This window comes from Ruminococcus sp. CAG:57 (assembly GCF_000435935.1).
In the GTDB taxonomy this organism is placed as follows: domain Bacteria; phylum Bacillota; class Clostridia; order Oscillospirales; family Ruminococcaceae; genus Hominimerdicola; species Hominimerdicola aceti.
Window position 1 is genome coordinate 514 of record NZ_FR890741.1, and the last position, 12,559, is coordinate 13,072.

Here is a 12,559-nt window from a genome sequence, read left to right on the forward strand (position 1 = left end):
TCTTTGTAATATCCATTATTACGCTCCTATAATTTATTATTCTAATTACTTTTAACTGTTTTGCTTTTCCATTTGATCGCAATACTTTCAATTGTCAATTTATTAGTATAATGTACTGTTATATAATAATATAGCTTATGTTGCTTTTACTCTATGAATTTTGACTGTAAGAAAAATTATTATCGAATATTGAAATGATATCAAAATCGAAGATTTTAGCTTAAACATCTGTAAAACATTAAACAAGAAACCCGTTATCGAGTCGGTAAACGCAAACAGATATAAAAATAGTGGCGTATACATAGAGAATAATAAAAATAATATCACTGCTGTCATAAGTAAACTGATAATATCAAATTTATCCTTTTTTATATAAAACAATGTTGGCAAAATAACGATACATAGAAACGTAAGTGTGTTGATTATAAAAAACAAAGCAATTCCACTTGCCCACGTTGAACCGCTAAGAGTATCTAACACCTTTGAAAATACATATCTATACATAAGAGCAAACAAAATACTTAACAAGTATATCGTTATGTCAAGTGCAAGAATTTTAAAATAATTATATACCTTTTTCAAAATTATCATCCCCTTGATATAACGTAATAACTAATTTATAAATGTGGATCTGATATGTAATCTGTTCCTTTGAGTACATCATTATCAGTACTGTATCTAATAAAATCCCATTTTACATCTTTAAATATTGGAGCCACTTCTTCTAATGCTATTGTCATATGCTCTTGCCCCTCTGCAGCCAACAAGGCTAAGTATTGCATGAAATATGTAGTGCTTTGACATTCAACCCATCGTCTGTCAGATATTAATAATTGCAAAATTTCTGAACCATTTATCTGAATCCATCGGATAGTCATAACAACCTTTCTTTGAAATAACGCCGATATTCCAGTATGTGAGAAAGCAGATAAACAACATACTGATTGCCGATACGACAACTGCTTCAATAATAAGGAACGGTGTTGAATAAGTCTCCATACTTCTTGACAAAATCGCCAAGATAACAGTCTGTAAAAGTCTTACGAAAATTCCCAGTATGATTATATCAAGTATAAATCTCCATAGGAATGATTTTGTGAACCCAGTCATTGGTTTTTTCTCCTGTCATTCTATCGTATACTCTATCGTATTACTAATAGAAGTACACTCCCCTGTAGCTTCATCATAATCTGTAACCAAAGTCACTGTATAGTCGCCTTTATCAGCAAAAGTCAAAAAATTAGTCCAAGTTTTGCTGTATGCCTGAAAACATTTACTAAATTCACCGTTTTTGGTGACGTACCAGAATAGGTTTTTATCATAGCTATCCACTTCGGGTCTGTTTACCAAAATCCGTTTCTCATGGGCTATCTCCTCTTCGGTAAGAGTTATTTCAACCATTTGAATTTCAGACGTTTTTTGGTTCTCCTTTGAAAATGATATTGATTTCATCAAACCTGATTTTTTATAGTATTCAATTTCTCCGGATCTTAATTCAGAATTATCTTTATCAGTTATCAGCAATTTGTCTTTTTGAGTTATAGGAAACCTGTAACTAGTTCCTTTTTTGTCTACAGCTACAATATATACAGAATCACGACTAGCAGATGTATGCGAAACTTCTCCGGGAAAATAAAAATCTTTAATTTTTAGGTTATCAATAGATTTAACATCAGAATCATGTAAATCCAGCAAGACATCTTGCCACAAGAGAAAATCCCCCTTAATATTTCCGCGAAGTATTGAAACATAGCTATCTGTAATCAAAACATAGCCTAAAAAAATGCAGATAAATGTGCAAATTATATTAGCGATTAACTGCTTGACTTTATTATTCTCTCTAATTAAATTATGAAAAACATAAAAAATCAATAATGATGCTCCAAGATAAAGAATGATCTGGAATAAAATATTGATTGGGATTGTTACAGCCAGACGAATAAGAACTGATTTTCCAATTAAAGAAGAAGGAGTACAACAAATAGCAATAGTTATCAGCATAATAATCAAAATTATTACTACTGCATATATCATTTTTTTTGAGAATGTTTTTTTCATATTGCCAAATCACCTTTTGTAAAATTATCTTCTATATACAAGATGTTTCTATATGCAAGTAAGTCCATTTCTCCATTGTCAGTATCAACTGTTGATGTATAATCATAAATATATTTTCTTATCCATAATGGAATAGCAAGCATATTTTCACTATACTTCATCTCAGCAAATTGTCAAAATAATATTTTGACAGAACCTAACAAATATTCCAAATAAGATAATGTCTAATATGAACCGCCATAGGAATGATTTTGTGAATTGGGTCATTGTTTTTTCCCCTAAAATAATCAATCTTCTTTTTCCAGTGGTACACTCTCATACTCTTCAGAATTACTATTCTTACTCCTCTTAGAATATAAAATGGTATTGCTGATAGGGGCTTGATCTTCGACTTCTTCGTCATTATCCAAAACAAGAGTGACAGCGTAATCTCCGGCAGGAGCAAAAGTTAGAATATTTGTCCAGTTTGACCGAATAGCTAAACTGCGCTTATAGAACTCGCCGTCACAGGTAATGTACCAATATATTTTCTTTTCCATCTCAGCTAATTCTACGCTGTTCGGATCTAAATCATCATACACTGCAATACCAGAACGCTCTACAAGTATTGTATTGTTTTCATTAACGCTTAATCTTATTTCAATATTTTGTTTTATAAAATATGAATATGATGGAGAACTAAGTGACAAATTGTAATCGGAGGTATCCGTTATATCCAGAACTTCTTTTACATAACCTGATCTTTTATAATATGAGATTCGAAAATGCCGTTCAACTGGAATTTCTTTTTGAAATCCGTTGTCGCCCTTGATCGTTTCGACCTGACTTGATTTTAGTGATCGTTTTACATTAACACCATCACTGTTTTCTACCCAAATATTTCGATTATCGTATAACTCAATGCTGTCGGTTTCAATACTTATCGGATCATCATATTCTATATCGTCATTTATTTCGGATATCAGAGACAACTGTTCAAATACTGTCATATTGCTGATCTCAAATATTTTATTTATACCTGCACCTACTCCTATAAGCAAACAAATAAAAACTAATATCCGTATCCGATTTTTTAACAAAAAATCTTTATCATGGTTTATTACGGCTGATGTAATAATTTTCAAGCCTAATTTTTTTGACTTATTAAATTTCCTATATCTTGCACTTAGCAAAAGGCCCTCACCCATAGCCATTATAATGACTGCGGCATTATACACAACCAAAAGATAGCATATAAAATTAAATATTATCAATCTTTTGAAATCAGATATACCGTTAGTGAATATCCCTTCATACAAATATTCATAATAAACACCATAAGCCGCAAAAACGCCAATCAGAAATAAAATAACATTTATTAAGCAAACATAGTAAATATGATTTTCTAACTCATTATTGCCATCTATCAAAAAAATCCTCCTCTAAGTTCAATAATCTTCTTATTTCATTAATTACAAGTTTTGACCGTGTTACTAAAAAGGTCAGATATTCATGAAAAAGCAGTAGATATGCCTTGATTGCCTAATTCTAATACTGAAATAAGCAATGGAAACAGTGTATAGAACTCAGAATCTTCAGCCTTTTTAGTATCTGCTTCGACTGCATTCAAGTCATCTATTTTAAATTGTATCACAGCTTCTTCAATTTTGCAACCCTCATCGTAAATAAATTCCGAACAAATTCCTAAAGTTGCATCATTTGTCATTGCTTTTGAGTAAAGGCTTTCTCTTGCATCAAGATTTGACAGAATATTTCCTGCAGCTTTCATTTTAACCGATACCTCGAAAGGATTTGTATCGGCATCAATATTTGAAAAGCTTTCGACAACTGACGGAACGTCAACTTCAAATATATACTCAGAATCAGGCACGCCAAAAGTCTGGGGATTGGTTCCGCTGAGAGATTTTGTATTTTTAATTCACCGGTAAAACCGTTACCCCAATCGTTGGTAACATTCAGCGAAACAATATATTCATTTTCTGCTTTATCGGTTCTTTGTGAACAGATTTCAAAAGCTTTTGGAATTTCAAGACCTTCTCCTGTCACACAGTAACCGAAATTCACTTCCTGATCGGACTGAATTTCATAATTATATCCTGCGTTTTTTATAATATACTGAGTTTCGCTGCTGCTGTAAGCAATGCCGTTCCAAAGTCCGCTTATCTCTCCATGAGCGTCGTATTTCAAAGCCCAGTTTGATATAGTTTCTGAACATAAATTTTTGATTTTATTTCAATATTCTGATTATTGCCCCATGAGCTTTTAATATCATAATAAACAACATAACCATTGCCTATATAGACAGATGAATTGTTATCAGCAACATCTGCTGCCGAAGCGTAGACCGGAACAATTATGTTGATGGGGACAATAACAGACATGAAAATTGAAATGATTCTTCTTTTCAATTTTTTCCTCCAGATATGTAAAATCTTGTTTTCATAGGAATCCGACGCACAGTTTTCCATGCTGAAAAATTATGATCAGAAATCCGATTACCGCTCCTATGGTAATGCTTTGTTATATTTTTTTAGTCATCAAAATTAGAAGAAAGTGTTTTTTTTCTTGCTGAATAATGTCCGACGATACTTTCTCCGGGTTTCAGACTGATTGTTTCAGACTCGCCGTCTTTTAAAAGAGTCGTTAAGAATCTTTGAATATTTTTCTTGTCCACATTTCCGTTTTCCCACGGAATAATATCAATTATTCCATTAGGATAAACAACAGTCATGTCGTTTACATTAAGGAATTCTGAGTATCCGCTCTAAAAAGCCAAAAAGCCAATCCTATTGGTTTCTCTATTTTAAGAGATACCAACAAAAATGGCAGGCTTAGAGCATAATATACTCAAAGTCTGCCGTTTTGTTTGACGATGTTTAATTGTTGAGGGTTCAGATCCTTTTTTACGAAAAAGCATCTACGGTTTTACACCTGAAATTTTTACCCTCAAAACGCAAAAAAAACTCGTAAATACGAGCTTTTCGAGGTGTGCATCTATTTTATTGCACAAGTATGGTGCGGCAAACGGGACTTGAACACTCAAGTCTTTTGAAGAAATAAATGACAAAGGGGGAGAGAAAATCATGGGCAATGCATTGGTTTTGAATAAGGACTTCAAAATAGTCATGTCAAACAGCATGGTCAAAGGCAAGCAGGATATGCTGACATTGTGGCAGCATAAGATTTTTCGGCTATTAATTTCGCAGATAAAGCCCTCAGATATGGGATTAGAAACATACACTTGCAAGATAACGGACCTTGCGAAGTATCTCGGAATGAAATCGAAGTCCATGTATGGTGATATTAATGAACTTACGGATAAGCTTATGCAGGCGTTTATTAAGATCAATACAGGTGGTATTGGAAATCGTGAAAATTGGTTAAAAATCAACCTTATTTCTTCCTGCTCATGCAACAACGGAATACTTACTATCAGGCTTAACGATGATGTTAAGCCTTTTGTTTTGCAACAAAAAGGGTTCTATACGCAGTATGAGATAGGCAGTATCTTGAATTTCAAATCTGTATATGCTATCAGGCTCTATGAGATTTTGCTTTCCGACTTCAAGGCTAGTTTCTTTTCAAGGCACAAGTTTGAGTATTCTATTGAACGGCTCAGACAGCTTGTAGGCTGTGAGGATAAGCTGTTAAAATTTAGCCAATTCAAGGATAAGTGTCTTTGCAAGGCTATTATTGAAATCAACAAATCTGATACATCAGAGTTCACGCTGACAGCCAAGTATCACAAGAATGGAAGAGCCGTTGAGGGAGTTTCATTCATTCTTCTCAGCAGAAGCGAATGTTTTCTGCCGTGTGATGATTACTATGATATTATCACAACAACCACAGAATGGAGTGAAAGTTGGGCTGAACCTGACGCCCCGATTTAAAAACCACCTTTTCCTAACGAGGTGGTTTTTAAAGTTAGGAAAAAGTGGCTCTAAAGCATGAAGGTGTGTTGAAAGTTAGGAAAAAGTGGTCGATTGGTTAAAGAAAAATGGTTTTTCGCTAGGAAAAAGTGGTCTTTGCACAGACAAAAATCAGGCTTTTCTGCTCTGAATTGTTGAAAGTTAGGAAAAAGTGGCTCTAAAGCATGAAGGTGTGTTGAAAGTTAGGAAAAAGTGGTCGATTCGTTAGGAAAAGGTGGTTTTTCGTTAGGGAAAAGTGGCTTTTGATTAGGAAAAAGTGGTCGATTGGTTAGGAAAAAGTGGTCGCTACGTTAGGAAAAAGTGGTTTTTAAACGCTTGAAATGGCGTATCTACGCTGTTTGCGACCTCCCTAAGTATATATAAGTATATATAAGTAATTAAAGTATCTTAAAGTATATAAGTAAGCGGATCGATGAAAAAAGCAACATGAAAATTGTCACTAACAGCAACAGCTTGTCGGTGATGATTTTGATGATGTTTTCATCATCATGGCATAGAACAGGGTAGCTCCCTGACAGGCAGATTTAGTGTTCTTCATCTGCCTTTTCTATGCTTTTTTAGATTATTATGAAGAACACAAGATATCTGAAAGGACGATGTTTATGAAGAACACAAAAATTATTGCAGTAGCTAATCAGAAAGGTGGAGTTGCAAAGACTACCACAGCTGTCAACACAGGTGTTGCACTTGCTATCAGGGGACGCAAGGTCCTGCTTATCGACTTTGACCCGCAGGAGTCACTGTCACAGTTCTTTGGCTGTTATGCGGCTGAAAAGAATATTGCAGGGCTGATGTATAACGTCATCAACAAGCGTGATTGCAATATCTCTGAGTATATCGTACACAATGAAGTCAACAAAATTGACTTCATTCCCTCAGAGCTTAACGCCATGAACAAGCTTGAGAAAGACCTCATTTCGGTAAGGTCTAAGGAAACAGTGCTGAAAAGAGCGTTTGCAAAGGGCAAGGAAATCATAGAGAAATATGACTACGTTATAATCGATTGTCTTGCAAGTCTTAATGTCATGCTTGACAATGCTCTGACTGCCGCAGACCATGTGCTTATTCCTTGTCAGGCTTCGCCTATGTCTTTTGGCGCTTTGCCAAATTTGATACTTCAGGTAAAGGAAATTCAGGAAGAACTGAATGACAGCCTTAGCATTCTTGGAATAGTGACTACGATGTATAGCAGAACTAATATCTGCAAAAATACAAAAGAAATGATCGACAATACCTACGGTGAGTTGGTATTCAAAACATACATAGAGCAAATGTCGGCTGTAGCTGAGTCACCGATGAAAGAAAAAGCTGTGGTGCTGAGTTCGGCACAGCGTAACAGGGTGTCAGCACAGTACAAGGAACTTGCAACAGAAATTGAGGAAAGGGCGTGAGCATATGAAATTTGATAAGATATTAGCAACATCTCAGAGCCGCACCAAAGCTCCGACAGAAGATACTGTTATCGAGGAAAGCAGAATAATCAAAGATAATGCGGAGATACCGCTCACGGATATAGATTTTTATAGCGACAATAATGTTGCACAGCCTTTTAACATTGACGAAGAAGAGCTGAACAGGCTTACAGAGTCTATCAAGAGCATGGGACAGCTTACGCCTGCCACTGTCAGAGAGCTTGACAGTGGCAAGTACGAGTTGCTTTCAGGTCATAAGAGATACATTGCACTCCAGAAACTTGAAAAGAAAACTATCCTTTGCCGTGTTTGTGATTTTAATGACAAAGAAGCATTCAAGGCTGTTTGTCATGCAAATATACAGCGTAAAGGTGAGAAGCCTACAGAAATATGTAATATGTTTAATGGCTACAGACAACGTTTCGGTGAGGATATGTCTGTAACGGAAATGTCAACGTTTTTTGGAATTTCACCAAAAACGTTATATCGGTGTATCCATATCAATAATCTTATTGACGAGCTTAAGTCGTTGGTCGATACTGGTATGCTGTCGATACATGCAGTCGAGATAATAGACGCTCTGAATGATGAACAGCAGAAGGTGCTGTATGACTATCTGAAAAAGGTAGAAAAAGCTTTGACACCAAAGGCGGCAAAACAGGTCATTGAGCTTGCGGACCAAAACAAAGACTTTACAGTTGATGATATCGACAAGACTCTTAATCCGCCAAAGATTAAAAAGGTCTATAAAAGCTCTGTTTATAACACAATATATAGCGTTGAACCTTTGCTCATTCAAGGAATGACTGAGCAAGAGTTGGACGAGCTTGTATATAAGTTATTAAAACAGCACATGACCGAACAGCAGGAGGGCGGTAACGAAGTTGCTAAGCCTGTTAGGTGGGACGGCAAATCAATGCAAGCAGAGGTCGATACTGCTGTGATAAGAATATCGAGAAAGTATGATATCAGACGTATGCTTGAAAGAAATGTATCGGCATTTGACATTGCTACACAGTTGAGAAATCATTGCATTAATATGTCTTATGGAACACCTGACGGAGAGTACACCATCTTCTGCGGTGATACAATGCTGATTAAATTCACCAATCGTATACTCAATGCCAATGGTGCAACAAGACTGGAACTGACATGGCGTCAGGTAGCCGATGAACTTATAAAACTCACAGAATTGTCCATGGACAATCTGAAATCTGAATAAGGGAGATTTAAATCATGAAGAACGAATTTAATTTTGCAGACAATATCGACAAAACAAAGATAACTCTGATAAGGCACTACATGGCGGAAAAGGGCATGGACAGTGCAGACTTTGACGAACAGCTCGCAAAAGAAATCAACGAAGCTGTTGAGGTCATGTATAGAAAATACGTCCCTAGAGCTGTACGAGAGCTGTTTGCTCAGGAAAGCTTTACGCTGAAAAAAACAGTCGCTCCTGCGGTCAAGAGTGAAGATAGCAGAAAGGAAGTTGAGAACAATGGCTGAACATCATCTCGGAGCAATAGATTTTGAACTTTCTAAGTTCAAGAACAAGTCAAGAATAGAGGGCTACAGAGCCGCATACTTCAAGGACGATGAACATCATAGTGGCTCTATGACGTTCGTTTTTCGTGGACCTTTAGAGCCTGTTGTCTATGCAAGATATCCATATGAGGAAGAAATGATGTTTGAGGTCGGCTATATTGGTTTTATCAATGATGAGATATCTTTCAGACCATATAAGAAGTTGCCGTATGTCGGACGCTATACGGCTGAAAAGGTGACAGAAATGATGAATGAGGACAGCTTTAAGCCTGATCCAAATGAGCTTGGCAGAGTGAGATGTTTTATTCACAAGCAAAAAGAAGTGCTTGCATGGGCGCATGAACTTGGATATACTTGTTCATTCTCTAACGTTGAATATGTCACTGATGTTGACGGAAAGTCAATTCCTACGATATATTCAAGGATAAGACGATGAAAGTCGCTGAGTTGTATCAAGGCTATAACGGAGAATTTTTTGAAATTCTATCTTTTTCAGATAATGCCGCCTGCATTATATCGGCTAACACTGGCGTTTACTCTGCGGTGGCTAAGCCTTTCATAGACAACTACACAATAGATTGGCGTTTCAAATACGATTTTAAAACACAGGAAAAAGCAGTTAAGGCTACAAAGGAGCTTAGGCAAATGTATTTCAATTTTGAAGATAAAAACAGAGTAATGTCGATATCACAAGATATTGACAGTTGTATTGCAAGAAATGCAGACGGCTATCATTATGACCTTGACAGTGCATATGATGAGCTGATAGAGAGTAACACGGCATTCGATATTGCCTGCACAATGGCACTCGTTGTCAAGCAACATAATCAGGTCGGACGTGATATGAGATATCACAGTGATGTTGTCGAGTGGGCTAATGATTTTCTGCAAAACAATGATATAGATTTTGAGCAATTCAAAAGCTTGCCATTGTGCCATAGCCATGCTATAGTGCTTAATGGCTTTGCAGAAAGGGTAAAGGAGAGGTCTGAAAATAACGGACTGAGCGTGACAATAACTAGCGGAATGTCAATGTGATGGCTTTTGTCCGTGGACAAAAATCGAATACAAACGTAAGGACACTTGAATTTTCAGGTGTCCTTTTTTGTTGACAAAAGTCACTTTAAATGATAAAATGGGAGAATGAGGAATGATTGGTTGTATTATATTCATAATAATATTCTTAGTTGGAATTTTATACACAGTGAAAAATAAGAACAAAAAGAATGAGTTAATGGTATCGTTATATGATATACTCTGCTTATTGACGGTGTATATAATGTCAACAGAATCGACACGTTTACTTTTTCCACGATTGATAGTTATTTGGCTAATGGCAATATATATTATAATTCGTGAAAAATATTACAGTCCATTGTCGCAAAAATGGAAAGTAATTTTTGTATGTGCAACAATCATTCTTCTAATAATTCTATGTTGGAAGTGGACACGTGAGTTTATTTAAATTCTTGTTTAATTGCAGGCTAAAGTTTCGACGTTTTTTATACCAAAACAGATACTTGATTGAACGAATGTATAGCACAGCATGGTTTTTGATGTTTTTTAACATTATATTAACTTTAATTATTCGGAATGGATTTTCTGAAGCAATGCTAGTAATAATATCAATATGTTTTTTTCTGATTGATTTTATAAGGTCACTAAATAAAATGACGACATCATTACGTTCATTTTTATTAGATAGTGTCTTTTTAGAGCTTATATCGGTAGCCGTACTTTTTGATGTCTTTAACAAAATTGCACATTTAGGAAATAATTCATATGATTTCATCATACAATATGTATTGATAGTATTAGCAATAACCATTTCATGGTCAATTGTCAGTTGCATGGCTAACAACAAAGTTGCTACATTAGCAAATATTATATTATCTACTGCGATTGGATTGATGATATACATTAAGGACGCTATTTTTGATGTTCTACCTGATAGCCTGTTTCAAAAATATGATTCTTCCGATTTTTTGATATCGATTGGCTACACACCAAAAGGAATAGTGCAGGCAGCATTAAATTACGCATTCTTACCATTCCTAATAAGCAATATAATTGCCGCTCTTATTTGTGAAATAAAAGGATATTGGATTGATAAATACAATGACGGCAAAGATATTACGATGGAGATGATAAAAAGCAATATAAATGAGGAAAAAGAACATAGTACGAATGTATCTGTAGAAAATTCAGAGAAATTGGAACAAAATCAAGCTAATATTGAAATGCAGGTTAAAATAATCGACAATCTTTTAGCAAAAGGTTTTAAGCTATCAGAAGCTTTAGAGCTTGCAGAACTTAACGAGGAAGCATATAACAAGTTCAAAGCTGCAAAGTAATTTTGTCCGTGGACAAAAATCGAATACAAACGTAAGGACACTTGAAATCTCAGGTGTCCTTTTTTTACAAAAAGGAGTGATTGGACAATGGAAAGAATATTTTACATTTCACTGGGTGCAGCTCTTTGTATAACAGGAATTTGGGGAATAATCAGAGAATTTATTCCTGAGAAATACAGACTTTTCAAGAAAGGCAGGAAAGAAAAATGATTTTTTATGATGACGAACACGAGGAACTGTTTAACAAACTCTGCAAGAAAATGCCCTATCTTGACGGCTATCACTTGTCACTTGCGTATCTCCTCACGATGGACGCTGTTTTGCGTTATCATATTGGCGCACTGTATGACGTTAAAAAAGATGTGATTATTTTTGAGGGGTTGAACAAGCCTTTTCAGACAAGCACAAGCAGTAAAACAACACGTCTTGCCTTTAACCTTTGGAGCGGTTCAGTGTATGACTCAGATCCACCTGAAACTTATATCGACAAGAACGGACAGAAAAAATATGTGCCGAGCAAATACTATGCTCCTGACAATATTTTCAACTGCACATATGCGCCGTATTACTTCCAGGCAATCAAAATCAGGTTCGAAATTTTTATGTGAATAATGAAATGGAGGTAATGGTATGAAAGTAAAGCACTATCACAGAGAATATGACAGCTACAAGACCGAACGTCAGTGGGCGCTTGAGGGCTTTCTTGTAGCAGAAAATGTAGAGGGCATAGAGCTTTTGCCAAGCAAACAAAGCAAACAGCCATGCAAGTATTACAAACCTAATGAAGTCAGACCTGCAACAGAGAGTGAGTTGCAGGCTTTTTTTCAGCCCGAAAAAGAAAGACGCAGAGAACAGGCAAGGGCATATCGTAAGGCTAGGCTAGAACGTGAGCAGGAAGAACGTGAAAGAGAACTTGAAGAGGCAAAGTGGTGTGCTGTTGAGCCTTACAAGAAAAAAATTGAAGAATTGAGCATGGTTATAAATGCTCTTGATAACGATCCGTCAACAGCCATTGCTATGAACTTTGAAGCAACGGGATATGAATATGGAGATGAATTATTACAACTATCAATCATCAACTTCAAAGGGGATATTCTTTTTAACAGCTATTTTAAACCCAAAAAACACAAAGAGTGGACAAAAACTGAAAAGGAAAACGGAATAACGCCAGAAATGGTTGCTAATGCGCCACAAACGTCGGATATGGCTAACCAGATTGTTGCGATATTTAATAAAGCAAATTTAGTTTTGCATAATAATC

The 12,559-nt window shown here is 35.7% G+C and carries 17 protein-coding genes; 10 read left to right on the plus strand and 7 right to left on the minus strand.

The genetic code is table 11. The features are described from left to right. Positions 1 to 617: 617 nt before the first annotated feature. The 7 genes from QVO88_RS07390 to QVO88_RS07415 all read right to left on the minus strand — a co-directional run bounded on the left by QVO88_RS07390 (position 618) and on the right by QVO88_RS07415 (position 4,466). Complete coding sequence (locus tag QVO88_RS07390) at positions 618 to 740, minus strand: hypothetical protein (protein WP_265290999.1); 123 nt, start codon at positions 738 to 740, stop codon at positions 618 to 620. A gap of 79 nt (positions 741 to 819) precedes the next feature. After that, on the minus strand, positions 820 to 1,110 hold the full coding sequence (locus tag QVO88_RS07395) for a hypothetical protein (protein WP_022287860.1): 291 nt from the start codon (positions 1,108 to 1,110) through the stop codon (positions 820 to 822). Positions 1,111 to 1,125: 15 nt separating this feature from the next. Continuing rightward, positions 1,126 to 2,058: a hypothetical protein gene (locus tag QVO88_RS07400; protein ID WP_022287861.1), complete on the minus strand. Its 933-nt coding sequence runs from the start codon at positions 2,056 to 2,058 to the stop codon at positions 1,126 to 1,128. 287 nt (positions 2,059 to 2,345) lie between these two features. Next, positions 2,346 to 3,467, minus strand: coding sequence for a hypothetical protein (locus QVO88_RS07405; protein WP_022287862.1), 1,122 nt, complete (start codon positions 3,465 to 3,467; stop codon positions 2,346 to 2,348). A gap of 80 nt (positions 3,468 to 3,547) precedes the next feature. Further along, positions 3,548 to 3,928, minus strand: a complete 381-nt coding sequence (locus QVO88_RS07410) for a hypothetical protein (protein WP_265291136.1) — start codon at positions 3,926 to 3,928, stop codon at positions 3,548 to 3,550. Further along, the gene (locus tag QVO88_RS12340; protein ID WP_022287864.1) at positions 3,823 to 4,245 is read right to left on the minus strand and encodes a cellulose-binding family II; all 423 of its coding nucleotides are present in this window, start codon (positions 4,243 to 4,245) and stop codon (positions 3,823 to 3,825) included. Before QVO88_RS12340 ends, QVO88_RS07410 begins: the two co-directional genes overlap by 106 nt. After that, positions 4,242 to 4,466: a hypothetical protein gene (locus QVO88_RS07415; RefSeq protein ID WP_022287865.1), complete on the minus strand. Its 225-nt coding sequence runs from the start codon at positions 4,464 to 4,466 to the stop codon at positions 4,242 to 4,244. Before QVO88_RS07415 ends, QVO88_RS12340 begins: the two co-directional genes overlap by 4 nt. Before the next feature lie 675 nt (positions 4,467 to 5,141). Here QVO88_RS07415 and QVO88_RS07420 point away from each other — a divergent pair. The 10 genes from QVO88_RS07420 to QVO88_RS07465 form a co-directional block, all read left to right on the plus strand. Beyond that, a complete protein-coding gene (locus QVO88_RS07420; RefSeq protein WP_022287866.1) occupies positions 5,142 to 5,948 on the plus strand; it encodes a replication initiation protein in 807 nt (268 codons plus the stop codon). 641 nt (positions 5,949 to 6,589) lie between these two features. Further along, a complete protein-coding gene (locus QVO88_RS07425) occupies positions 6,590 to 7,378 on the plus strand; it encodes a ParA family protein (RefSeq protein ID WP_022287867.1) in 789 nt (262 codons plus the stop codon). 4 nt (positions 7,379 to 7,382) lie between these two features. Continuing rightward, complete coding sequence (locus tag QVO88_RS07430) at positions 7,383 to 8,621, plus strand: ParB/RepB/Spo0J family partition protein (RefSeq protein WP_022287868.1); 1,239 nt, start codon at positions 7,383 to 7,385, stop codon at positions 8,619 to 8,621. Positions 8,622 to 8,635: 14 nt separating this feature from the next. After that, positions 8,636 to 8,905 carry a hypothetical protein gene (locus QVO88_RS07435; RefSeq protein WP_022287869.1) on the plus strand — a complete coding sequence of 90 codons (270 nt, stop codon included), beginning with the start codon at positions 8,636 to 8,638 and terminating at the stop codon, positions 8,903 to 8,905. After that, positions 8,898 to 9,380, plus strand: a complete 483-nt coding sequence (locus QVO88_RS07440) for a hypothetical protein (protein ID WP_022287870.1) — start codon at positions 8,898 to 8,900, stop codon at positions 9,378 to 9,380. Before QVO88_RS07435 ends, QVO88_RS07440 begins: the two co-directional genes overlap by 8 nt. Beyond that, positions 9,377 to 9,982, plus strand: coding sequence for a hypothetical protein (locus QVO88_RS07445; protein WP_022287871.1), 606 nt, complete (start codon positions 9,377 to 9,379; stop codon positions 9,980 to 9,982). The genes QVO88_RS07440 and QVO88_RS07445 overlap by 4 nt, the downstream gene beginning before the upstream one ends. 632 nt (positions 9,983 to 10,614) lie before the next feature. Then, complete coding sequence (locus QVO88_RS07450) at positions 10,615 to 11,298, plus strand: hypothetical protein (RefSeq protein WP_022287873.1); 684 nt, start codon at positions 10,615 to 10,617, stop codon at positions 11,296 to 11,298. Between the two features lie 87 nt (positions 11,299 to 11,385). Further along, positions 11,386 to 11,508 carry a hypothetical protein gene (locus tag QVO88_RS07455; protein ID WP_022287874.1) on the plus strand — a complete coding sequence of 41 codons (123 nt, stop codon included), beginning with the start codon at positions 11,386 to 11,388 and terminating at the stop codon, positions 11,506 to 11,508. Then, on the plus strand, positions 11,505 to 11,906 hold the full coding sequence (locus tag QVO88_RS07460) for a DUF6075 family protein (protein WP_022287875.1): 402 nt from the start codon (positions 11,505 to 11,507) through the stop codon (positions 11,904 to 11,906). The genes QVO88_RS07455 and QVO88_RS07460 overlap by 4 nt, the downstream gene beginning before the upstream one ends. Positions 11,907 to 11,928: 22 nt before the next feature. Next, positions 11,929 to 12,559, plus strand: a 631-nt coding sequence (locus QVO88_RS07465; protein WP_288177881.1) for an exonuclease domain-containing protein, incomplete at its 3' end; no start/stop codon positions are given.